Origin of the sequence: Pantoea sp. At-9b (assembly GCF_000175935.2) — a bacterium.
GTDB lineage: Bacteria > Pseudomonadota > Gammaproteobacteria > Enterobacterales > Enterobacteriaceae > Pantoea.
Map to the genome: position 1 here is coordinate 2,810,831 of NC_014837.1, position 24,812 is coordinate 2,835,642.

Annotated in this window: 21 protein-coding genes; all 21 read right to left on the reverse strand. The window is 50.1% G+C overall.

The features are described 5' to 3' along the window. Positions 1 to 34: 34 nt before the first annotated feature. Entirely contained in the window at positions 35 to 1,444 is a 1,410-nt protein-coding gene (gene gndA, locus PAT9B_RS12980; RefSeq protein WP_013509730.1) for an NADP-dependent phosphogluconate dehydrogenase, read from the reverse strand. 132 nt (positions 1,445 to 1,576) lie between these two features. Further along, positions 1,577 to 2,350, reverse strand: a complete 774-nt coding sequence (locus PAT9B_RS12985) for an ABC transporter ATP-binding protein (RefSeq protein ID WP_013509731.1) — start codon at positions 2,348 to 2,350, stop codon at positions 1,577 to 1,579. A gap of 5 nt (positions 2,351 to 2,355) precedes the next feature. Next, positions 2,356 to 3,156 (reverse strand): ABC transporter permease, encoded by an 801-nt coding sequence (locus PAT9B_RS12990; protein WP_013509732.1) that lies wholly within the window; start codon positions 3,154 to 3,156, stop codon positions 2,356 to 2,358. Continuing rightward, on the reverse strand, positions 3,156 to 4,451 hold the full coding sequence (locus tag PAT9B_RS12995; protein ID WP_013509733.1) for a rhamnan synthesis F family protein: 1,296 nt from the start codon (positions 4,449 to 4,451) through the stop codon (positions 3,156 to 3,158). The genes PAT9B_RS12990 and PAT9B_RS12995 overlap by 1 nt, the downstream gene beginning before the upstream one ends. 17 nt (positions 4,452 to 4,468) lie before the next feature. Beyond that, a complete protein-coding gene (locus PAT9B_RS13000) occupies positions 4,469 to 5,410 on the reverse strand; it encodes a glycosyltransferase family 2 protein (RefSeq protein WP_013509734.1) in 942 nt (313 codons plus the stop codon). A 51-nt stretch (positions 5,411 to 5,461) separates the two neighbouring features. After that, positions 5,462 to 6,010, reverse strand: coding sequence for a dTDP-4-dehydrorhamnose 3,5-epimerase (gene rfbC / locus PAT9B_RS13005; protein WP_013509735.1), 549 nt, complete (start codon positions 6,008 to 6,010; stop codon positions 5,462 to 5,464). Beyond that, the gene (rfbA, locus tag PAT9B_RS13010) at positions 6,010 to 6,891 is read right to left on the reverse strand and encodes a glucose-1-phosphate thymidylyltransferase RfbA (RefSeq protein ID WP_013509736.1); all 882 of its coding nucleotides are present in this window, start codon (positions 6,889 to 6,891) and stop codon (positions 6,010 to 6,012) included. Before rfbA ends, rfbC begins: the two co-directional genes overlap by 1 nt. A 40-nt stretch (positions 6,892 to 6,931) precedes the next feature. Continuing rightward, positions 6,932 to 7,819, reverse strand: coding sequence for a dTDP-4-dehydrorhamnose reductase (rfbD, locus tag PAT9B_RS13015; protein WP_013509737.1), 888 nt, complete (start codon positions 7,817 to 7,819; stop codon positions 6,932 to 6,934). Then, on the reverse strand, positions 7,819 to 8,898 hold the full coding sequence (gene rfbB / locus PAT9B_RS13020) for a dTDP-glucose 4,6-dehydratase (protein ID WP_013509738.1): 1,080 nt from the start codon (positions 8,896 to 8,898) through the stop codon (positions 7,819 to 7,821). The genes rfbD and rfbB overlap by 1 nt, the downstream gene beginning before the upstream one ends. Positions 8,899 to 9,325: 427 nt before the next feature. Next, positions 9,326 to 10,339, reverse strand: a complete 1,014-nt coding sequence (galE, locus tag PAT9B_RS13025; RefSeq protein WP_013509739.1) for a UDP-glucose 4-epimerase GalE — start codon at positions 10,337 to 10,339, stop codon at positions 9,326 to 9,328. Between the two features lie 47 nt (positions 10,340 to 10,386). Then, the gene (gene galF / locus PAT9B_RS13030; protein WP_013509740.1) at positions 10,387 to 11,283 is read right to left on the reverse strand and encodes a UTP--glucose-1-phosphate uridylyltransferase GalF; all 897 of its coding nucleotides are present in this window, start codon (positions 11,281 to 11,283) and stop codon (positions 10,387 to 10,389) included. 275 nt (positions 11,284 to 11,558) lie between these two features. Then, entirely contained in the window at positions 11,559 to 12,899 is a 1,341-nt protein-coding gene (locus tag PAT9B_RS13035; RefSeq protein WP_013509741.1) for an MOP flippase family protein, read from the reverse strand. Beyond that, positions 12,896 to 14,119 (reverse strand): glycosyltransferase, encoded by a 1,224-nt coding sequence (locus PAT9B_RS13040; protein WP_013509742.1) that lies wholly within the window; start codon positions 14,117 to 14,119, stop codon positions 12,896 to 12,898. The genes PAT9B_RS13035 and PAT9B_RS13040 overlap by 4 nt, the downstream gene beginning before the upstream one ends. Before the next feature lie 4 nt (positions 14,120 to 14,123). Then, positions 14,124 to 15,386 carry a colanic acid biosynthesis pyruvyl transferase WcaK gene (gene wcaK, locus PAT9B_RS13045; protein WP_013509743.1) on the reverse strand — a complete coding sequence of 421 codons (1,263 nt, stop codon included), beginning with the start codon at positions 15,384 to 15,386 and terminating at the stop codon, positions 14,124 to 14,126. 155 nt (positions 15,387 to 15,541) lie between these two features. Continuing rightward, positions 15,542 to 17,752, reverse strand: a complete 2,211-nt coding sequence (locus tag PAT9B_RS13050) for a phage tailspike protein (RefSeq protein ID WP_013509744.1) — start codon at positions 17,750 to 17,752, stop codon at positions 15,542 to 15,544. Between the two features lie 65 nt (positions 17,753 to 17,817). Next, positions 17,818 to 18,852 carry a glycosyltransferase family 4 protein gene (locus PAT9B_RS13055; RefSeq protein ID WP_013509745.1) on the reverse strand — a complete coding sequence of 345 codons (1,035 nt, stop codon included), beginning with the start codon at positions 18,850 to 18,852 and terminating at the stop codon, positions 17,818 to 17,820. 94 nt (positions 18,853 to 18,946) lie between these two features. After that, positions 18,947 to 19,699, reverse strand: a complete 753-nt coding sequence (locus PAT9B_RS13060; protein WP_013509746.1) for a glycosyltransferase family 2 protein — start codon at positions 19,697 to 19,699, stop codon at positions 18,947 to 18,949. Positions 19,700 to 19,770: 71 nt separating this feature from the next. Then, positions 19,771 to 20,688, reverse strand: coding sequence for a glycosyltransferase family 2 protein (locus PAT9B_RS13065; protein WP_013509747.1), 918 nt, complete (start codon positions 20,686 to 20,688; stop codon positions 19,771 to 19,773). 311 nt (positions 20,689 to 20,999) lie between these two features. Continuing rightward, on the reverse strand, positions 21,000 to 23,177 hold the full coding sequence (gene wzc / locus PAT9B_RS13070) for a tyrosine-protein kinase Wzc (protein WP_013509748.1): 2,178 nt from the start codon (positions 23,175 to 23,177) through the stop codon (positions 21,000 to 21,002). A gap of 12 nt (positions 23,178 to 23,189) precedes the next feature. Next, entirely contained in the window at positions 23,190 to 23,624 is a 435-nt protein-coding gene (locus tag PAT9B_RS13075) for a protein-tyrosine-phosphatase (RefSeq protein WP_013509749.1), read from the reverse strand. Positions 23,625 to 23,633: 9 nt separating this feature from the next. Continuing rightward, positions 23,634 to 24,773 (reverse strand): polysaccharide export protein, encoded by a 1,140-nt coding sequence (locus PAT9B_RS13080; protein WP_013509750.1) that lies wholly within the window; start codon positions 24,771 to 24,773, stop codon positions 23,634 to 23,636. Positions 24,774 to 24,812: the final 39 nt, after the last annotated feature.

Consider the following 24,812-nt stretch of genomic DNA (forward strand, 5'->3'; position numbering starts at 1 on the left):
AAATTAAGGCTTCCCGCAGGAAGCCTTAACATTATTAGTCCAGCCACTCGGTGTGGAACACACCGTCTTTATCGATACGCTTATAAGTATGCGCACCGAAGTAGTCACGCTGAGCCTGGATCAGGTTCGCAGGCAGCACTTCTGAACGATAGCTGTCGTAGTAGGCGATCGCTGCTGAGAAGGTCGGAGTTGGGATACCGTTCTGTACCGCATAAGCCACCACATCACGCAGCGCCTGCTGGTACTCATCAGCGATGTTTTTGAAGTACGGAGCCAGCAGCAGGTTAGCGATGTTCGCGTTTTCAGCGTAAGCATCGGTGATTTTCTGCAGGAACTGGGCACGAATGATACAACCGGCACGGAAGATTTTCGCAATCTCACCATACTGCAGGTCCCAGTTGTACTGCTCTGAAGCAGCACGCAGCTGAGAGAAGCCCTGCGCGTAAGAGACGATTTTACCCAGATACAATGCGCGACGCACTTTCTCAACAAACTCGGCCTTGTCACCGCTGAAGGCTTTTGCCTGCGGGCCGCTCAACACTTTAGACGCGGCAACACGCTGCGTTTTCAGTGAAGAGAGGTAACGCGCAAAAACTGACTCGGTGATCAGCGACAGCGGCTCGCCCAGGTCCAGTGAACTTTGGCTGGTCCACTTGCCGGTACCTTTGTTGGCGGCTTCATCCAGAATCACATCAACCAGGTATTTACCGTCTTCATCTTTCTTGGTGAAGATATCTTTGGTGATGTCGATCAGGTAGCTGCTCAGCTCACCGTTGTTCCAGTCGGTGAAGGTTTTCGCCAACTCTTCGTTGGTCAGACCCAGCGCACCTTTCAGCAGCGCATAAGCTTCAGCAATCAGCTGCATATCGCCGTATTCGATGCCGTTGTGCACCATTTTAACGTAGTGACCAGCACCGTCCGGACCGATATAGGTTACACAGGCTTCGCCATCTTCAGCACGTGCGGCAATTTTATCCAGAATCGGCGCAACCAGCTCATACGCTTCTTTCTGGCCGCCAGGCATGATAGATGGGCCTTTCAGGGCCCCCTCTTCACCACCTGAAACACCGGTACCGATAAAGTTAAAGCCCTGATCAGACAGTTCTTTGTTACGACGGATGGTATCTTTATAGAAGGTGTTACCGCCGTCGATCAGGATGTCACCTTTATCCAGATGCGGGGTCAGTGAGGCAATCGTTTTATCCGTTGCTTCACCAGCCTGAACCATCAGCAGGATACGGCGTGGCTTTTCCAGTGATTCAACAAACTCTTCAATGCTGTAGTAAGGTGCGAGTTTCTTGCCCGGATTCTCGGCGATGACTTCGTCAGTCTTTTCACGAGAACGGTTGAAGATAGATACAGTGTAGCCGCGGCTCTCAATATTGAGCGCCAGGTTGCGCCCCATCACTGCCATACCTACAACGCCGATTTGTTGCTTGGACATCATCTACTCCTGTCTGAAGTTACCATCACAAAGCCAGGTTTGTGAGCAAAGTGGCAAATATGTTAACTCATCTGGCCCCAGATGAGGTAGTGAATGGTGCGATAACATAACGCCATAAAATGCATGGCTAAATTATGTATTGGTTAACAAATCACCTGTCTTGATATTCGATTTAAAGTACAGGGGAAGAATATCCTCAGGTTTGCCATCCATTTTAACCGTACCGTGCTCAAGCCACAAAATTCGTGTGCACGTTTTGCGCAACAATTCATTACTATGACTCGCCAGGATCAAAATCTTCGTGGCATTAATAATTTTGGTTAACCGTGCTTCTGCTTTTTCTTTAAATCCTTCGTCACCGACTGATAACCATTCATCCATCAGCAGAATCTCCGGAGAGAATATGGTACTGACACTGAAACCTAAGCGCATTTGCATGCCTGATGAGTAGGTTCGAACGGGCATATCAATAAAATCGCCGAGATCGGTAAAATCAATAATCTCTTCGATTTTTGCATCAATCTCTTTTTTCTTCAGACCGAGTAATGCACCACGGATATAAATATTTTCTCTGCCCGTGAACTCTGCATTAATACCCAGAGAAATGGAGATCAACGAGCCGATATCGCCTTCAATGGTTGCGGTACCACTTGTCGGATGATAAACCTTGCTGAACATACGCAGTAACGTGGTTTTACCCGCGCCATTATGTCCAATCAGGCCAACTTTCTCACCATCGTTGATTTCAAAGTTCAAATTATTCAGTGCAGAGACAACGACCTTGCCATCATGCTGGCCAACTTTGCCACCGGTGGCAAAGTTGATAAAGTTCTTTTTAATCGATCTAGCCTGGGCATTGAATATAGGAAAATCAATACCAACATTTTCAAATTTGATTAGTGCCATTTTTCCTACACCCAATAAGGAACTCGGTATTTATATTTACTCGTCATGAAAATTGAGAAAGCCAGACCCACGACTGCCATCACAGCAGCGACGATATAGCTACTCATCATTGGCACAGTTCCCAGCAAGGGACTGCGGACAAGATCAATCAGGTGATATAACGGATTAAGATTAAGCAACATCAATGCCGCGCTATGTGACAATAACTTTGGCATCCAGATGACTGGCGTGAGGTAAAAAATGACCTGCATGATGCTCAACACGATTTGTGTCATATCGCGAAAGCGGGCGCAAATCATCGACAGGACCATTAACAACCAGGTCAGATTAAGTGTCAGTAACAGGAAACCCGGAATGGCAAGTAACACCGTCCAGCTAATTCCTTTTTGCACCGCCAGTAGCACCAGAGGGAAAATCACAATGTTATGGAGAAAAATGATGAAGTTTTTCCAAATCACCCTCATGACATGCACATGCAAGGGCACCGGAAGTTGCTTAATAATCCCTTCGGAAGAGATCAGTGCATCACATCCTTCCGATACTGAGCTGAGAATAAAGCTCCATGTGATCAGCCCCAAGGTGAGATAGGGCAAGAATTCCTTCACATCTGTCTTAAACAGGTTGCCGAACACCAGGCCCATGGTGGTAATCATGACGGCCATACTGATGGTAATCCAGAACGGTCCCATTTTGGACCGCTTATACCGCATTCGTATGTCCTGACCACCCATCACTTTGACGATATGAAAGTTTTTGATGGCGGAGGTGAAATCATCCCAGCCAACCGACTTAACTTTATTAGACATTACAAAATTCCAAACTGATATGCGAGACGGTTCAAGCCTACGAGGAACTTATCACCGCACAGGCGTGCCAGAATAAGCGTCATAAATTCTTCTCTTTGAGACTCATCAAGTTGATCTCTCAGCTTAATAATATCATTCATGCTGCAAACACATCTGAACATGAGATCAAGCTTTATTATCGGTAAACCACACTTATGCAGAGCAAGGCAGTTAATATGAATCTGCGAGCCAAGCGTAAATTCATCAAGATAGAGTGAAATCAGTCTTTGCTTGAACTGATCATTTAACAAAGGTTTCTCATGATGGTAGCTTTCAAAGAAATTGACGACGTCCAGGTAGTCAACTTTATTCCTTTCAGCATAAGAGTCCAGACTCCTGGTTTTTGAGGCTTGCGCCGCTTCTGTTCTGACCAGCGTAGCTTCTTCAGGTTTACCATGCTCCAACAAGTACTGGTAATAGTAAGACGAAATAATTTCATCATTTGCCAGCAGTTGCGTAATGGATTTATTTGCCCAAGAGCGCTCACCCTCGCGGCGGTAATAATAGTAACTTTTATAAAACTCATCATCCGTGCTGAGTTTTCTTTCCATAAAAGAAACATTAAATAAGGACTTAAAGTGTTGCTCTGAACTCACCAATGACTTGAGCAGTTTACTCAGACCAAACTCACCTCTTTTAATCACCAATGGGCGAACATTCGAGGATTTATAGTCATACCAGAAATCTTTGAACTTTTTATTTCTGGTAATTTTCCCGGCAACGGAAATACAAAATGAACCCAAGTGATGCGAGTGCTGGCTGTTCTCGGTAGCGCCAAGCACCTCAATATTGGTCTCAAACAGGTTATGTACAAAATCCGCGAGCGTATTTTTGGAAAAGAATACACTATCGTTAATGATCAGCAGCCTTTCACACTTCTCCTGAAAGTTAGACTCGAAGAAGTATTTCATGCCAGCTTTATAGCTACCAAAATCTCGGCCATAATTATCACGTTCAATGTAAACGTCGATTAAGTCCAGAGGATAATTATCTTTCTCCAGTCTTAATGTGTTCACACCGATGATAAAAATATTATTACGCTTTGCTTCTTTGAGTAGCTCCAGTGTGTCATTCCTGAGAGCATGTTTTTCATACAAAGCCAGGAGCATTACCTTGCCACCAGTAAACTCCTTTTTTACCTTAACATCTGTATATTTTTTTGTTTTGATATCATCGCGTATTGACAATACGCCATAGTACATATAGATAACGATCTTCAGAAAAAATCTGATAGTCATGAAAACAATTCTTTTCATATTTACACCATCGATGGTTAAACTAACTTCCTAAATAAATTCATAACAAAAAATGCACAGGTTTCCAGAAAGCTTTGCCGATAAAAACCTCCAAGAAAATAACTTCTTATGCGTTTTAAAAAGTTATCATTCAAATTAAGAAAGTGTAGATATCTTTCTTTATTATCAACAGGCATTTCACTCTTAATTAAATCCAGGGCAACGCAATTTATTGCACACCATGATTTAAACTCCCCCGCGAAAAGTCGACGAAAGCGTGTCACTTTCGAAAGGAAGCCAATGTTGCTTCCTACCAGATTCTGACCATGTTGCCTGTATAGAATTCTGGGTTCTTTATCATAGATCACGACACCATTCATGGCGCTACAAATAATATAAAGAATCCAGTCATGAGATACGATAGTGATATTGGGAGGAAAACCTTCAAAGACTTCTTTAAGGGCCCGGTTGAAAACCATCGTATTGCCACCAGCATAACTCTGCAAAAGCGCGTTCTGAAAATTAAACGCTTTTTCGAAACAGGGCGACATACCAATAAACTCCCCCTCGGAGTTTACCAGGCTGGTACGTGAACCATACAACTGGAGTTGATTCTCTGGCGCTGGGTGAGAAGATAATTTTTCTATAGCAACTTCAAGTTTATCATCACACCAAATATCGTCCTGATCACAAAAAGCATAATAATCTGAAACAATACTGGGATTTCTAAGTAAGTATAGAAAATTAGCGGCAAAACCCTGAGCCGGCCCCTTTAATAAAACGACCTTGTTTTCAGTGCATTGTTTAGCAAAAGCTTCAATCATTTCGCATGTGCGATCGGTTGAACCATCATCTGAAACAATTAATGTCCAATTCTTATAGGTTTGAGAAGCAATAGATTGCAATTGGCTCTCTAGATATTTCTCGCCATTATAAGTACCCATTAAGATACTTATATTTCCTTTATCGCTCATCATCATTAGCTATACATAGAAAAGGATGAGAAAAATTCCCACCCTTAATTTATTGGATTAATCAAATTTTACAGCTTCAGAGAATGGCGTTCCCACTGCATCTTTGGCAGACAAAGAGGGAGGATTATCTGAATTGATCGGCCAGTTGATATTTAATTCGCGGTCATTCCAGAGCAGTGAATGTTCATGCTGTGGGTTGTAATAGTCGGTGCATTTGTAAACAAATTCAGCACTGTCAGACGTGACATAAAAACCGTGAGCAAATCCTTCCGGCACCCAAAGCTGACGTTTGTTCTCAGCTGAGAGCAAAACGCCAACCCATTTACCAAAGGTCGGAGATGATCGGCGCATATCTACTGCCACATCAAAAACCTCACCGGCCACCACACGCACCAGTTTTCCCTGCGTATTGACGGTCTGATAATGTAAACCACGCAGAATACCCTTCGAAGATTTAGAGTGATTATCCTGAACGAAGGTGCGCGGACTTACCAGTTCTTCAAATTTTTTCTGTTGCCAAGTTTCCATGAAAAAACCGCGTTCATCGCCAAAAACGGCTGGCTCAATGATCTTTACATCAGGGATCTCGGTTTCAATTATTTTCATTAAAGCTTGCCTTCATATAATGCCATCAGATATTTGCCATAGTTGTTTTTCATCATTGGTTGAGCGAGTTCTTTCAATTGCTCAGCACCAATGAAGCCCATGCGATAGGCAATCTCTTCCGGACATGCAACCTTCAAACCCTGGCGTGTTTCAATAGTCTGAATAAAGTTATTGGCTTCAATCAAACTTTGATGGGTACCGGTATCTAACCAGGCATGCCCACGTCCCATGATGGAAACCTGAAGCTCACCTTTTTCAAGATAAAGGTTGTTGATATCTGTAATTTCCAATTCGCCACGCGGTGAAGGCTTCAGATTTTTGGCCATCTCGACAACGCTGTTGTCATAGAAATACAGACCCGTTACCGCATAATTACTTTTTGGCTCTTTCGGTTTTTCTACCAGTGAAATGGCTTTACCGGTTTTATCAAACTCGACAACGCCGTAACGCTCTGGATCGTGAACGTGATAAGCAAACACCGTCGCGCCTTTCTCTTTATTCGACGCCTCCTCCAGTTGCTTATACAGATCATGTCCGTAAAAAATATTGTCGCCAAGAATCAGTGCGCAATTATCATCGCCCACGAAATCTTCACCCAGGATGAACGCCTGAGCCAGACCATCTGGGCTTTCCTGGACTTTATATTGCAGATTCAGGCCCCACTGGGAACCATCACCCAGTAAACTTTCAAAACGCGGAGTGTCTTGCGGCGTGCTGATAATCAAAATATCACGAATTCCCGCTAACATCAGGGTACTGAGCGGGTAATAGATCATCGGTTTATCATAGATAGGCAATAACTGTTTACTTACAGCCATTGTCACAGGATAAAGGCGTGTTCCTGATCCGCCAGCAAGAATTATTCCTTTTTTACTTTTCACAACGTTTACCCTTCATGTTGTTAATCTGGTTTCACTCGTCTTAATGGTATAGCTCGTCAAGCATACGTATTACACCGAGTTTCCAATCCGGCAGGTTCAGCTGAAATGCTGAAGTGAACTTTTCAGTATTGAGCCTTGAGTTGGATGGTCGTTTTGCCGGCGTCGGGAAAGCCGACGTTGCAACCTTGTTCACGACCTCAACTTTCAACGGCAGACCTTTTTGTCTGACGTAGTCAATCACGGTTTCAGCATAAGCGTGCCAGGTGGTGATTCCCGATGCAATAAGGTGATAAACACCTGATTTATTGGGGTCCGCCAGGGTGAGTTGAATGGCATGCGCTGTGCAATCTGCAATCAGCTCGGCACCGGTTGGTGCGCCATACTGATCATCAATAACGGATAACGCTTCACGATCCTGGGCAAGCCGAATCATGGTTTTCGCAAAGTTATTGCCCTTTGCGGCATAGACCCAGCTGGTGCGGAAGATCAGATATTTGCTGGCCGCCGCAATAATCGCCTCTTCACCTTCGCGCTTGGTCAAGCCGTAGGTGTTCAATGGCGCAGTGGTATCCGTTTCCGTCCAGGGCGTCGTGCCGCTGCCATCAAAGACGTAATCTGTTGAGTAGTGAACCACTAACGCATTGATTTTCTTGGCGGCTTCAGCCATGGCTTGCACACTGGTCGCGTTAACCAGGCGTGCTTTTTCAACGTCAGTTTCCGCTTTATCGACGGCAGTGTAGGCGGTCGCGTTGACGATCACATCGGGCTTAATTTTCAGGATACTTTCCGCGATGCCTGCTGGATTTTCAAAATCGCCGCAATAGTCGACAGAATGTCGATCCAGCACCGTCACGTTACCGAGTGGCGCAAGCGAACGTTGCAGTTCCCAACCCACCTGACCATTGCGACCAAAAAGCAAAATATTCATTAATTGCGATTCTCATAGTTTTCTTTCAGCCAGTTCTGATAAGCACCACTTTTCACGTGCTCAACCCAGGTCTGATTATGCAGATACCATTCAACCGTTTTTCTTAAGCCGCTTTCAAAGGTTTCCTGCGGTGACCAACCCAGCTCTTTTTTGATTTTATCGGCATCAATCGCATAACGGCGGTCGTGACCCGGACGATCCTGAACATACACAATCTGCTCAGCATAGGCCGTCTCTTTTGGACGCAGCTCATCCAGCAGTTCACACACCTTCAATACCACATCAAGGTTTTTCTTTTCGTTGTGTCCGCCGATGTTGTAGGTGGTACCGGTCGCGGCTTTGGTTACCACGGTATAGAGTGCACGGGCGTGGTCTTCAACATACAGCCAGTCACGAATCTGATCGCCTTTGCCGTAAATTGGCAACGGTTTACCTTCCAGCGCATTGCTGATAATCAGAGGGATCAGTTTTTCCGGGAAGTGATAAGGGCCATAGTTGTTAGAACAGTTAGTGACGATAACAGGCAGACCATAAGTACGGCCCCAGGCACGCACTAAATGATCGCTGGCTGCTTTGGTTGATGAATAAGGGCTGCTTGGCGCATACGGGGTGGTTTCAGTGAACAGCGGCAGTTCGCCAGCCATTTCATCCGGATGCGGCAGATCGCCATACACTTCATCAGTCGAAATATGGTGGAAGCGGAAAGCGGCTTTCTTGTCGGCAGGTAAGGCAGACCAGTACTGGCGGCTGGCTTCCAGCAACGCATAGGTGCCGACGACATTGGTCTGCACAAATTCTGCCGGTCCGGTAATGGAGCGGTCAACATGGCTTTCAGCCGCCAGATGCATGACCGCATCCGGTGCAAATTCGTTAAATACCGCCTGTAAGGCCGCGCCATCACAAATATCCACTTTTTTAAAGCTATAGCGTTCGCTCTGGCTGACTGCATCAAGAGATTCGAGATTGCCAGCATAGGTTAATTTATCAACGTTGATTACTTCATCATTGGTATTGTTGATAATGTGGCGAACCACTGCTGAACCGATAAACCCGGCACCACCTGTAATTAAGATTTTCATAACGTCTCGTTTATCCCGACTTACTCAGTAAGACTTACACCAAATGAAATGGAAAATGCCTGTGGAACAGGCACGCTACCGCCCCTGGGTTTACAGCTCCCACGTCGCTGAGACAATGTCAAAATGTTGAAGCAGCACCTCAAACACCCATGCAGCTATGTCACTGAATAACCTATCATTTATTATCGAAATTAATAAAGAAGGATCATCACAAGGCAATAGTGAATTCTACCACTCACGAAGATCAATGACGAATAAATTGCAATTATTATCGGGGAGTTAGTGTAAATGCCAGGCGTCAATTTGCGTCACTGGAGCTTACTGAGTCATACAATCAACTCAATCAGATTTTGATGAAAGAGGAGTATAGGCATAACGAGGAATCATGGGGAATGGGCGGGCTAAACAGCCCGCCAACAAGAAGGGATTACTTAAATCCATTAGGATTTTTTGACTGCCAGTTCCAGGTATCGCGCATCATTTCATCGATACCGCGCGTCACACGCCAGTCCAGTTCGGTATTTGCCAGCGATGCATCCGCCCAGAATGCCGGCAGATCGCCATCACGACGCGGCTTAAACTCAAACGGAATTTGTTTACCGGACGCTTTCTCAAACGCGTTAATCATCTCCAGCACCGAGAAACCTTTCCCACCGCCAAGATTGTAGGCTTTGTAGCCCGTCACTTTTGGCAGATGGTCGAGCGCTTTCAGATGGCCTTCGGCCAGATCCACCACGTGAATGTAATCACGCAGGCACGTACCATCTGGCGTATCGTAGTCATCACCAAACACGCCCAGTTTGTCGAGACGACCAATGGCGACCTGAGCAATGTACGGCAGTAAATTGTTCGGGATACCCGTTGGATCTTCGCCAATCTCCCCCGACTCATGCGCACCCACTGGGTTAAAATAACGCAGTGCAATCGCGTTGAATCGGCTATCGGCTTTCGCGAAGTCGCGCATCACCAATTCAATCATCAGCTTTGACGTGCCGTATGGGCTGGTGGTGCCGCCAATCGGTGTGGTTTCCACATAAGGAACCGGCGCATCGGCACCATAGACGGTGGCAGAGGAGCTGAAGATAAAGTTCCACACACCGGCGCTGCGCATCTCTTCCAGCAACACCACGGTGCCTGCCACATTATTCTCGTAGTACTCCAACGGTATACGGGTGGATTCACCCACCGCTTTCAGCGCGGCAAAGTGGATCACGGCTGAGATGTCATTGGCGGCGAACAGGTCGCGCAAACAGGCACGATCGCGAATATCGCCCTCAACAAACACCGCCTTCTTACCCGCGAGTTTTTCCACGCGATTAATCGCTTCACGCGAGGCATTGCAGAGGTTATCCAGCACCACAACGTCGTCACCGCGCTGCAGCAGCGCCAGCACCGTGTGAGAACCGATGTACCCTGCCCCACCCGTTACCAAAATAGCCATGCGTACTCCTTTAAGCCGCGCAATGGCGCGGCACATCATGAGAAAGGTTATTTCGCCAGGATTTTCTGAATTGCGGCGCGGAAGTCACGGCCCTGGCTGTTATTACGCAGACCGTAAGAGACGAAAGCCTGCATGTAGCCTAGTTTACGGCCACAGTCGAAGCTGGTGCCAGTGAGCAACGTCGCATCAACCGGTTTTTTCTTGCCAAGCGCAGCGATGGCATCAGTCAGTTGGATACGGCCCCAGGCACCTGGCTCGGTGCGCTCCAGTTCTGCCCAGATATCGGCAGAGAGCACATAGCGACCGACCGCCGCGAGATCGGAATCCAGCGTGTTGGCTTCTTCCGGCTTCTCAACAAAGTTGGTGATGGTGCTGACGTCGCCAGGGTTATCCAATGGCTGTTCCGTGGTGATCACTGAGTATTCAGAGAGATCGGCACCCGGCATATGTGTTGCCAATACCTGGCTGCGGCCGGTTTCCTCAAAACGAGCGACCATGGCCGCCAGGTTGTAGCGCAGGTGGTCAGCGGTGGAGTCGTCCAGCAGTACGTCCGGCAGCACCACAACAAACGGGTTATCACCAATCATCGGTCGTGCGCACAGAACGGAGTGGCCCAGCCCAAGCGGGTTAGCCTGACGCACGTTCATGATGGTCACGCCCGGAGGACAAATTGATTGCACTTCGCTCAGCAGTTGACGTTTAACACGCGCTTCAAGCAAGGCTTCAAGCTCATAGGTGGTGTCAAAGTGGTTTTCCACTGCATTTTTGGAAGCATGAGTGACCAGCACAATCTCCTTGATGCCTGCAGCCACGCACTCATCAACGATATATTGGATCATCGGTTTGTCGACGACAGGCAGCATCTCTTTTGGAATTGCTTTCGTCGCAGGGAGCATATGCATACCGAGACCCGCAACCGGGATTACAGCTTTAAGCTTGGTCATATTTATTCCATTTCATGAAGTGAATACGTGGGGTCGATTATGCAGGATCGGCCGGAACAGCAAGTATAATCTTTATCTGAAAAACCGGCACTAACTCTCTGTCACAGCATAAAAAATCGCTTTTTTCGGCACCCACCGATGCGCCAGTTGGCAGGAAAATTAAATCGCTAAACCACTGTAAAACAGCAGAAGGGATCAGAGAAAGTCGGATTTACTAAGACCAGTCATTTTCAGACAGATCGAGGGGTCGCGGCGCGATAAATCGCGCCACGAGGTTACAGCCAGCCCGCAAACCATTCCGGCATCACAAACAGGTTAAAATGGTTTACCAGCAGCATCAGGCCGACAAAGACCACCGAAACCGAGACCCACTGACGGGCATAAGGCATAAAGCGGATGCCAATCACCGGTTTGATGAAGAACGGATGGGCAAAGGCTGAAATTAACACCTGAGAAATCGATAGCGTCAGCGCCACGTAGATCACGTTCGGCCAGATCAAGGTGGTCGCCAGGACCGCCACCACCACCAAACTGGCGACGATATTCCAGTAGAACTCGACGTTGGTACGTCCATTGGCCTGAGAAATCGCGCCGGTCAGTCCCCCCATGGGACGCAGCATGCCGAACAGCAGCATCAATGGGATCAGATGGTAAACCTGCTCATGGGACGTGCCGTACAACACCCGGACAATCACCGGTGACAGAATACCGATCGCCAGATACATCACGCTGCTAAACAACATGATGACGAAAGTGCCTTTCAGGAACAGCTTCTTCAGTTGCTCAGGATCATGCTGCTTCTCCGCAAAGCGCGGCAACGCAAGACGGTTAATCACCGGCGAAACCAGCTTCAGCGGTTGCAGAATCAGCTCTTTCGCCAACGAGTAGATGCCCAGCATATCGGCACCCATCACCTTGCCGACAATCAGCGCATCTGCCTGGGTACGCAGTTGGTTGATGGTCTGCGATCCCAGTTGATAGATACCGTAGCGCACCGCAGCAATGAAGGTTGCCCGGTCAAACTCCCAGGTTGGCCGCCAGGATTTCTCCCCGAAGTAAATCATGCAGAGGATACGCGTGAAGGCGTTGATAAACAGCCCGAGGATCGCCGCCGCTACCGTCAGCGTCGTGAAATACAACATCGCCACGGTACACAGGAAGGCAAACAACTTGGTGGCCATCTCAATTTTCGCCAGCGTGACCATGCGTTTGGTTTTGACAAAATGCGCCTGGTATTGCGAGAGATGCCCCAGTACGAGGAAGTTAAGGCTGGTCAGCATAATCAGCCCGGTCAGCTCGGGCAGATGGTAGAACCAGGATACCGGCCAGGCAATCATCAGCATGATTAACCCGGTACAGAAACTCAGCGAGACGTTAACCCAGTAGATGGTGCTCTGCTCACGGCGCGTAATGTTCTGACGATGCACAATGTAGCTGCTCATCCCCATGTCCTGTAGCACCGAAGCAACCGCCAGAATGGCGTTAATGATCGCCAGCAATCCCAGCTCATGGGCTTCCAGCTTACGTGCCAGCACGCTGAGCTGTAACACCTGCAACACCGCAGCAAAACAGGTGCTGCCAAATAACCAAATGGCCTGTGACTTTAATCCGCTCACACCATGCGCTCCAGAATTTTTGCCAGCTCGCCATAGGCGATATGCTGATTGAACTCGGTTTCCACTTTGTGGCGGGCAGCGGCGACAACCGGTGCAACATCCACATCCCCGCGCGACAGGCGCAGTAAGGTTTGCGCCAGTTCATCGGGGTTGTTCTCAGGAACCAGCCAGCCGCTCACGTTGTTCTGGATCAGCTCAGGAATCCCGCTGTGGAAGGTTGAGACAACCGGTAAACCCACTGCCATCGCCTCCATCAGCGCCACCGGGATCCCCTCCATATCGCCATCGGCGGCGGTTTTGGAAGGCAGCAAAAAGATGTCGGCTTCGTTGAGCGCCTGGCGAATCTCATCCTGCGGCTTAAAGCCCGGCATACTGACGCAATCTGCCAGACCGGCGCGCGCAATATGTTCACGCATCATGCCGTCCTGCTCCCCGTTGCCGATGATAGTGAACTGGAACTGCCCGCCCTGATCACGCAGGATTTCACTGGCTTTCACCGCCACATCCAGCCCTTTTTTCTCCGTCAGGCGCGCCACGGACACAATGCGTAGCGGCGAATGAAAGGCGGCACGCGGGCGGAAATTAAACTTTTCCGGTTCAATGCCCATGCGTGTAACGTGGATCTTCTCCGCCGGGCACCCCATCTCAATCAGCTTGTTCTCCCACAAATGGCTGATTGGCAGCATCAGTTCGCTCTGGCGGAACAGGTTGACGTAATCAAGCTTGTGTTCTTCGAGGATGTGACGCCGCGAGATGTCGGCACCGTGGAACACCGTTGCCTGCTTGCCCTTCAGTACGCCAAGCTCGCGCAGTTTGTTCGCCAGCGCGCCGGCATAGCCGAAGTGCACCAGAAACACATCGGCGACAAAGGGTTGTTTGGTATTGGCAACAATCGCCGGCAGCAGCAGTTTGCTGGACTGTGCGCCATAACGGCGCACATTGAGGGATTTAATCAGCGAGGGCTTAGCAATTTTCGGCAGCATCAATCCGATGCGCTGCGTCAGCTTATCGAGATTCGATACTTTCTCTTCCGGCAGCAAATAGTGTGTTTTCGCGGCCAGATTGTAATCATCGAACGCGGCATGGCGGTTAATCATGTCGCCCGGAAACACGGAGATCACCTCCACGTCGTAACCGGCATCAATAAAATGCGTCACCTGATTGAGGACAAACGTCTCAGAGGCAACCGGGAAACGCATGGTGAAAAAGGTTAGCTTCATCACTTCACCCTAAGACGTTGAGAATTTCTTCAGTGATTCGGTTACCAATCTCACGCTCCTGCGCCACCGCTGCGCCAACTTTCTGTTTCACGTTGTCGTAGTCCGCCAGTACCGTCTGCACTTTATCGATGAGCGAGCCATCCATCAGGCTTTGCACATCGGTCGCCATTTGCGGCAAGCCAAGCTGGTTCATCACCCCCAGTGACTTGTGCTCATAATTGATGGCAACGGCAGGTGTACCGAAATTCATCGAGATAATGGCGGAATGCAGGCGAGTGCCGATCGTCAGATGGCAATGACTTAACAAAATGCCGAGTTCGAGGTCGTTAAACTCGTCCATAATCACATGATAATGCTCAGGATGATCGACACGATCACGCAGTTGTAGCGCGACCATACGGTCATCTTTGGCATAGCTGTCGATACCGGTACAGGTTGAGAAAGCCACCACCTGATACCCCTCGGCGATCATCGCGTTGATGACCCGACCAAACGCAGCCTCATACTCTTGCTGCGTCACGCCGAGACGTTTATCGAACGGTGCCAGTTCACGCACGGTAATGGCGATCGTTTTGCGTGCGCTGATAATTTCTTGCCAGTGCAACAGGTTATGACTGGGGTTCGCCACGGCGCGGGCTTTCACCAGGAAGGCCGTGTCGACGCCCTTTTTCACCTTGCTGGTGGTCACGCCATCCTGCTTCAGGCGGTCATGGCTCACCTCTTCGCGCAGCACCAGGCTATCCACCCGCTCAAACACGAAGTTTGCCAGGGCGTTAACCCGCGGATTTTCAAACGGCCCGACCGAGTGACCGATCATATGCAGCGGTTTTTTGGCCATCAGCGCACACAGTGCATGGTCGAACTGCGTCACCCCATACAGATCAACAAAGAAAGAACCGCCCACCTGAATAATCGCGTCATAAGGAGCAAGGCTTTTGGTAAATTCCGCCAGATGCGGCGGCACGGAGAAGGATTTATATAATCCGCCCTTCCCAAGGTGCGCCATCATGATATCCGGCATCAGTCGGTTCGCCACTTTACGCTTGACGCTGCCTACCAACCCTTTCGCTGATTTGCTGTTGTGCAGAAACAGAGAATCTTGCTGAATCTCCTGCTGTAATAAGTACCCGGAGCTGGTTGGATAGCGACTGATCACGTCGATATCCAGATCACCACGCGCAGACTGAAGTGAATCGATCAGTCCACGTAAAATCGCGCCATCCCCACGATTTCCACAGGTATGGTTACCCACCAATAAAATCTTCATAAAAACTCCAGATAAATTTTTGTAATTCTACAAGCCGCCATTTCCTGAACTGGCAAGGTGAACTCTGTATTAAAAAGACTGCAATAGAGGCGAAACGCCTGGAAAAGTCCTGCTCCTGGCATTCCGGCCGCGTCCCGGTGCGGCCGGTTTGATCATTACGACTTAATAGCGAAATACGGCAACGCGCACGGCTCCCCATTAATCACCACGGAGACATAACCTTTTGGCTCACGCGTATCGACCTGTTCAGGTTTGAGCAGGCGTGATGCCATCAGCAGATCCCCCTGCTCATTACCGCCAATCCCGGCTTTACCGTTGTGCAGGCTGAAACGCTGCGGAGCAGGTTTGCTGGCGCTGGTCGGATTACCTTGTGTCATGGTGGCATCCACTCGCGCACAGCGACCGGCGAGGAAACGATCTTTGCCGGTGCTTTTGATCAGCACAGCGCTGGTCGGTGTCCAGCCCGCCAGTTTGACGAACACTTTGGTGTCCGTGTCGGTACGCGGTTCAAAGCGCACCTCCACCACCGGTGAACTGCCTTCCGCCGACCAACTGGCCTCAGCCTTGCTGGTCTTGCGTTGCAGATGGATCACCGCCCTGCCACCGGTCCCTTTGCCGTCGATCGGATTCATCAGCGGTTGATTGTCGGTGCCGTTGTTAAACTGCGACTGACCAAACACCTCAATTTCCCAGCTGTCCCCCACTGTCGGCGAATAGAAATTCCCCAGCTCAAACCAGGTTTCCTGGTTGGTGTTATTGGTGAGACGGAAACGCGACGTGACGTAGTTGTATTTCAGGCTACCGTCGATCGCCACGCCGTAAGACTCCACCCGCGTCGACCCCATCTCCCAGATATTCAGCCAGCGCTCGCCTTCCAGCGAATTGTCGATCCAACTCCCCGCCTGCAAATTGGTCTGACGCATATTCAGGCGCGAGTTATGGGCGATCAGCGGGTTTTTGCAATCCTCAAGGCTCAGTGCATCGATGATCCACTGCCCATTGGAGATATCTCCGGGGTGTTCCGTGTGCTCGATCCAGCCATTGTGAATAATCGATTGGCTGCAACGCGGCAGATTCAACACCATGCCGCCTTTACAGTGCTGAGCATTGAAGTTGGACAGTTCGATCGCGGTGCTATGATCCCAGCTACCGGCTTTCTGCCCGGACCAACTGGCTTTGATGACATCACCGGTACAGGCATTGGCGTACCACTGGTCGATTTTGCAATCCAGCGTATCGAGCAGACTCAACGAGACGCCACCCACCTGGTTGAAACGCAAACAGGCGCCACGGAAGAACTGACCGCCAGGGCAGGTGTTACGAAATAACCCTTGCTTGTTGGGGCGTTTGTCAGTGTTGCCGTTAAAAATCAGGTTAGAGATTTCGGTCCAACGTGCATTCACCTGGAACAGGAAATCGGAACGTCCGTCTGACACCAGTGTGGTGGCCGGGAAGTAGCCAAAGTTGACCATCGCACCGGAAATGCGGAAGAAGCGCTGCTGTTGGTCGCCAAAATCGCAACCAGACACGAAGAACGTGCCCGCCGGAAACTGCACGCATATCGGTTGATTGGCATCCTGCGACCATTGATACATCGCTTTGATGGCGGGTGCAGCATCGGTTTTGCCGTCGGCAATCGCACCGAAATCAAACAATGTCAGGCGATTAAAATCGTCCACCACGCGACGCCAGGTGAAACCTTCACCGGCAAAGTTCACGCCGTTATCGTCCTTGCCTGCGCCAAACGCCCCGACGAACTCACCGCCTCCGACTTCCAGCCCTTCATGCCAGCTTTTCAGCTTGATTTTGGCCCCGGCAAACAGCGGACGCGTTTTGCGTAGCTCTTCAACCGAAGGGATTTCGCCAATCAGCTGATAGCCGTTCGGCTGTGCCAGGCGCTGGCTGAAATTGCTTTGGTTGGGGCGGCTGACGTCATCAATGGCAAACAGCGTGTTGCCATTGTTATCTTCCACCACCATGGAATGCGCAGGATCGGCAATTAACGCCGCATTATCGTGAATAAACTGCGCAAAGTTGCCCTTATTCAATGCAATGGGCTGACTGATTTGTGACACTTTGCCGCTGGCATCGCGCAGATAAACCGGGATTTGATTCCCCGCTTTACTGGCATCGCTCCCGGCTTTACCAATCCACAATTTGCCCTCGAAGTTCTGCCAGAACTGCGGCGGCATGGTGTAAACATTTTCCGGGGTGAGAATCGGCACATCCCCCTGCGGCAGGCTGGCAGGATCTACCGTTTTCAGTGCCGGTTGGCCATTTTTTGCTGCGTAACTGGAAAACGCACTCACCGAGAGTGCAGCAACAATGGAGGAGGCTGCGGTTTGCAAGACTTCTCTTCTTTTCATGCGTCAAATCCCGTGGTCAATGGGCGGTGAAGGTATCCCCGAGGCACGTCAATCGTTACGGCTTGCTAAACAAGTGCCAGCCAGCTTTGTTTGATCTGTTTACCGTCAAACTTCAGCGCGGTGTCTTTGGTTTTTTCGCTCATGGCATAGAACAGGGCATCATCGCTGGCGAGCTGCTCCATACGCGCCAGGAAGGCCGCTTTGTCATTCATCGGCACCAGGAAGCCATCTTCACCCTGATTGATGATCTCCTGCGGTCCGGTTGGGCAGTCATAAGCCACCACCGGTAATGACCAGGATTTCGCTTCCAGCAGCACCAGCGGCAAGCCTTCATAACGCGAGGTCATCAGCGCCATGTCACTGTCGCGGTAGTAATCGTTGATATTGCTGACCCTGCCGACAAAATTGACGCTGCCATTGAGGCCAAGCTGGGTAGCCTGATCCTGCAACGTCTGACGCAATTCGCCATCACCGGCAATCACCAGTTTCCACTCCGGGTGGGTTTTGCTGAAATCAGCCCAGATATCCAGCAGCAAATCGAAACCTTTCTGGTGTTCGAGACGGCCAATCGCCAGCGCCTGGCGGCTGCGCACGTTACGCTGGAATGATTTGTACACCACCGGATTCGGGATTTGCTGGCTGGGAATATTCCAGCGGCTAAAGACCTGATGGTCTTTGTCTGTTAGCACAATCACCTGGTCATAGAAGCGCAACAATAGCCACTTCAGCAGTTTGATTGGTTTACTGAATGAGTTAATTGCAATGTGTTCGCAGGCATAGGCTTTGAAGGTTTTTTTCTTCATCGACATCAGATTCCAGAACGCGAACATCACGCTGAGGCGACCCATGCTGATCAGGAAAACGCTGTCGAACCCTTCCTGCTGAATACGCGCCACCGCGCTTTTAATCGGGTTACTATGCCCGGCAAAGCTGACGATTTCTTTCGCATGGGTGAACGGATAGAACGGCTTACCACTGCCTTCCAGCGAATAAACGGTGACATCATGCTGCTCGCCGAGACACTCGGACATAAAATTGCAGATGTTTTCCGTCCCCGCATACGAATAGGCATCCTTAATCACCAGAGCAATTTTTTTCATGAAAGACTTTCCACCTCAAAAGGCTGATTCTGATTAATTGAGACCCTAATCATTCACGCAGCCAACGCAGCTGCAACGTGAAGGATGACGGGTATCAACGATGTTTCAGGGTGAAAAGCACACCATTCACCATATACCAGCCGTAATAGTAATAAATTTTTAACGGATTGTTTTTATAGATAATTCTTAATAATTCCAGATGCCATTTCGCCGCTTTGTTTTTATTACGAGACAACGAATCACCCAACTCGTAATAGTTCACCAACGTTTTTTGGATCACCCTGGCTTGCTTGTAGCGGAGAAACAGTTCGTAGAGGAACAGGAAATCTTCATGGCCTTTACGCTGGAAGAAGATGCCCTGCGGGGGACGGCGAAAACAGACGGAAGAAAAGCAGACGCGGTACTGCTTCTTCACGAAGTTTTCCTGTTGCAGATAGGGTTTGCTGTAGTTGATATCGTGGTCGGCACTTTTGGTTTTGTAGTGGTACTGGGTGATAACAAAGTCGTCACCCGCTGCCAGCGCCGCGGCCTGTTCGGCCAGTTTTTCCGGATGCCACTCATCATCACTGTCGAGAAAGGCAATGATCTCTTCCTGCGCGGCACGCAAGCCGACATTACGGGTTTCTGCGGCACCGAGGTTCATCTCGTTATCCAGCAGGGTAATGCGCGCATCCTGGCAGTGCTCACGCACCAGCGCCAGGGAGTCATCGGTCGACTTATCGTTGATGAGGTAGATGTGCCAGTCGCTATAGCTTTGCTTCATTACCGACTGCACGGCACGCAGTATGGTCTGACGTGCGTTATACATCGGCATGACAATGCCGATGGTACCAACATGATTTTTCATCTGAATACCCGTGAGAGGAGATGACAGGAACCAAAAAAATGCTCCAGAAACTGGAGTCAAAAAGTACGCAATTAAGAAACGGCTCTGCTGCCGAAAAACCGGGCTTTAACTTTATCCAGCAGACGGCTCATAAAGTAGGCCTGGTTGTCCTTGTTGGTCAGGAAGAAGTAACGCGCAAAACTGAGGCTCGCCTGCAGTGAATTACCGTCCATCTTGTAACGCAGCGGTAATTTAAACGCCTTGTAAGTGTGAATATCCCGCGCGGTCAGATAGGGTTTCATGGTGTCGAGCCAGAAGAAGGAGTATTTCACTGACTCCCCTTTATGCTTCGAGCCGAATTTGGTCACCAGATGGTAGGTCGCCAGCGGTTTATCAATCATCACAAAGGCATAGCCCATGCGATCGGCGCGAATACAAAAGTCATAATCCTGGTGGCGAATATACCGGGCATCAAACTTGATCTTTTCCGCATCAGAACGTTTCAGCACGATGGTGCTGGTCTGAATAAAGCCATAGCAACCAAACAGATATTCAGCCACCGTCTCATTTTTACCGGGCGGCTGCATCGGCATCACTTTCAGGAAGTGGCCATCCTGATGGATATTGACCTGGCTGAAGATGACATAGCGGGATTTACCCTGCGCTTCAAGGTTGGCGATCGTGCGGCTGACTTCCAACAGTTTGTCCGGATGCCATTCATCATCCGCATCAAGGAAACTGATAAAATCCCCGCAGGCGAGTTCAATGCCCTTATTGCGCGCACCGGCACCGTTCAGTTTGACCTCAGAGAGTTCCAGTCTGATGTCCAGATCCTGATAGCGATCGCTATGTACTACCTGCGCCAGTTCGGCCGCATCGGCCGATTTGTCATCCACAATGATGACTTCAAAATTGCGATAGCTTTGCGCATTGACGCAATCCAGCGTCGTCACAATCGACTTCGACGCGTTATAGGCGGGAATTACAATTGAGAAACGGATGTCCTGCATTGCCAGCACCTCTTAAACAGCTGTTCCAGGTTCAACGGTAACCTCCGCAGGCTGAAGAGGGGAATCGGCTTTATTCCTAAAAATCATACCGTTAGTTCCATTCTTCATGAGCAGATACGTACCATTACGGAATTACCTAAGCGTGTGCTGTGTGTAAATGACATGCCAAATGGCATGAAAAAAGATGAACTGTATCAATCCGTAGCGGCGCGATTCATCGCGCCATTTTCATGGGTTTTAAACCCACGCGATAAATCGCGCCGCTACATAAAAACGGGGCGGTTAAACCGCCCCGGAATTTTTAGTTTTGCTTAACTTTTCGTTTCTTTGCCGTATTCGTAGTTGTAGTAGTCGTAACCATATCCGTAGGTATTCGACGCTTTACGTACTACGGCGTTGAGGATGACGCCTTTAATTTCGATACCGTTCTGGGCGAAGCGACGGTAGCTGACATCCAGCTCCTTGGTGGTGTTGGTTTCGAAACGCGCCACCATCAGCGACGTGCCCGCCAGCTTACCGATAATGGAAGCATCGGTGACCGCCAGAATCGGTGGGGTATCGATCAGCACCAGGTCATAGTTCTTACCGGCCCACTCCAGCAGCTCGCCCATGCGACGGTGCATCAGCAGCTCAGACGGGTTCGGCGGCACCTGACCACGCGGCAGGAAGTCGAAGCCATACACGCCTTTCTGAATCATGGCAGGTGAGAATTCGCTCTTACCTGACAACACGTTAGACAGACCGACTTTATTCTCCGCCCCCAGCAGTTCATGCGTATAACCACGGCGCATATCACCATCGATAAACAACACGCGCTGACCAGCTTTTGACACCAGGGTTGCGAGGTTGGCACAGATAAAGGTTTTACCAATACCCGGGCTGGCACCGGTGATCATCAGAATGTTGTTCTTCGCTTCCATCATGGCGAAGTGCAGGCTGGTACGCAGGCTACGAATCGCTTCGATGGAGAGGTCAGTCGGATTACCCAGCGCCAGCAGTGTGTTGTGCGGGTCGCTTTTCTCTTTGTGACCACGACGTGCCAGTGCTTCGGTGTCTTTTTTACGCTGCCAGTCCGACAGGGGGACACTGGCGTAGACATTCATGCCCAGCTCTTCCAGCTGTTCCGGGTTCTCGATACCGTGGTGGAACAGGGCTTTCAGCAGCACCAGACCGACCGACAACATCAGACCGACAATCAGGCTGGCGGCAATAATCAATAGCTTCTTCGGTGCCACAGGTGAAGCGGCCGTTTCAGCCTGGTCGATAATACGGACATCGCCGACGGTACTGGCTTTACTGATCCCCAGCTCTTGCTGACGGTTCAGTAACTGCATGTAGATTTCTTGTCCGGCCTGCACGTCACGGGTCAGACGTAAAATCTCCTGTTGGGTTTGCGGCATCTGTGCAATTTTCTTGTTCAGATTGGCCTGCTCACCTTCCAGCGTTTTACGTTTTTCCAGCAGCGCACGGTAAGTCGGGTGATCTTTGGTATACAGCTGTGACACTTCCGCTTCACGGAAGGTCAGCTCGTTGAGCTGGCTCTGCACGCTGACAGACGAGTCCAACGCCGATTTCGCTTCCAGCGACATATCAACCGATTCGTTTTCACGACGGTAAGCGTTCAACTTGTCTTCTGCCACATTCAGGCTGTCACGCACTTCTGGCAGCTGATTCTTGAGGAAATCGAGACTCTTCGCCGCCTGCTCCGATTTGCGATCAACGTTCTGCAACAGATAGTTGTTCACAATCTGGTTCAGGACCCGGCTGGCCTGATCCTGATCTTCGTCCTGGTATTCCAGACCCAGCACGCCGGTGTCTTTCCCTTTGTCTGCAACCGTCAGGTTAGCCAGCACCGCTTTGATCGCCTGCAGATCGCTCAGCTTGGTGACATCAAAGCTGGTGCCGGTATCAGCCTCAATACCGCTTACCAACATGGTCACTTCACCGTGCTGCTCCAACTGCCCCACGCGGCCTTTAAACAGCTCATCGCCATTGCTGGTGACGGTGTAGGTCTGTGGGCTGGTCACTTCCAGCTGTACGGTGCGTTTCTCAATTGAACGCGGGATTTCCAGACGGGTAATGGCGATTTGCGCCGGTTTGTTGCCCATCAGGCGCGACAAGCCTTTACCAATAATCGGGAAATAGTTTTGCTGCACCACGGTATCCAGACCGAGGTCATTCACCGTCTTACCCAGCACCATGCGAGATTCAAGAATCTGAATCTCCGTGTCAGAGGCCGGTGTTGACGGCAGGATGTCCTGGAGGTCATTCAATACCGAGTTGGTATTCTTTTGCTCGACCTGCACCATGGCATCGGCGCTGTAGATCGGTGTCGCGAACAGTGTGTAAAGGGTGCCCGCTAACATGAAGAAGGCGGTGACAGCGACAATGATCCAGCGATGGTCAATGAGCTGTCCCACAAGATGCGCCAGATCCCATCCATTCGAATCCTCTTTCGGCGCTGTCATAACCTTGTTTTTTATATTCATGGATAATCCCAACTATCGGCTTAATACGTTGACCCATTTCTGGGTAGCGTGTTCCAGTAACCCGTAAACCTCTTCAAAAGCCTCACGGCTTTTTTTGTACGGGTCCGCTATTTCCTGTTGGTTGAGCCAGTGCCCAAGCAGCATGGTTTTCCCGCGCGCGGCCGGATCGATGCGATTTACCTGTTCAACATGACGTTTTTCCATCACCAGGATCAGGTCATAGTCCCGGCACATGTCGGCCGTTAACTGCTGAGCATGATGCCCCGCCAGGGAGAGGCCGTGTTTGGCGGCCACATCGCTGGCGGTCTGGTCTGCCGGGGAGCCACGCAAGGCACCCAACCCGGCAGACGCGACCCTGGTTTCAGGTAAAGCGCGTTGGAACAATCGCTCCCCGGTTGGGGAGCGGCAAATGTTGCCGACACAGACGACTAACACGGACGTAATCATGGTTAAACCTTAGTCTGACCAGTTGCGGAAACGCAGTGCTGCGGAGCTGGCATCGTCGATACCCACAATGGTCGGTAACAGCGCGGAAATCACACGGTTCCAGCGGGTGAGCGGAGTGGAGGTGACATACACAATGTCATACGGCTCCAGTTGGAATTCGGTTCCCATCACCATCGATGCCGCATCTTTGGTATTCAACTGATAGATGTTGGCAATCTTGGTGCGGTTGGTGCCACGAATTGGACGAATAACAAACACGCCGGTAGCGTCTGCCGTGGTCTGATCCATACCCTGAGCATTGCCCAGTGCCTCGGCCAGCGTCATGCCGCTGCGGTCCATCTTCAGCGTGGTCTGCTGCTTCACTTCGCCCATCACGAAAATCTTCAGATCATCGTTACGCGGTACGTAGAGAATATCGCCCGGATACAACAAGTGGTTCTGACTCAGGTCGCCGTTTTGCATCAATGCCTGCAACGAAATACGCTGCTCGCGACCATTGTGGGTCAGTACCACGTTGCGCCAGTCGGCATCTGCGGTCAGGCCACCGGCGGCGTTGACGGCATCCAGTACGGTAAGCGGTACGTTGGTGATCGCTTGTTGACCTGAGGTCGTGACCGAGCCACTGATGTAGGTTTTTTGTGAGCGGAAGGCCGCGACATTCACATCCACCTGCGGGCTTTCAATGTACTGCGCCAGACGGCGTGCGATTTCCGCACGGATTTCGGTCACGGTTCGACCGGCGACGCGTACCTTGCCGATATACGGGTAGAAGATCGTACCGTCTGCCTGCACCCAGTTACCGGTGTCGCTGGCGCTACGATACTGACCGGCTGGCGTGGTCAATTCCGGGTGATCCCAGACGGTCACGTTAAGCACGTCGCCAATGCCGACACGGTATTCATAACCCTGAATTTCGTTCTGCAACATCGGGTTGGTTTGCGCAACCAGGGGTTTCGGCCGCATCTGCTCGACCAGACGCGGCGTTAAAGGAAAGACGTTAACGTATTTGTCGATGTCAAAATTGCTATCCTGTTGTTCAATGACATCTTTTCCGCTAGTGGAAAGGCGCTGACCTGGTTCGATCGTGCACCCGGAGAGAATCGTCGCGGATACCAGTAACGGTATCATTTTAATTTTCATTGTAATCATCTGGATCTTCGCTATCAGTTAATGATTGATAGAGGCGAA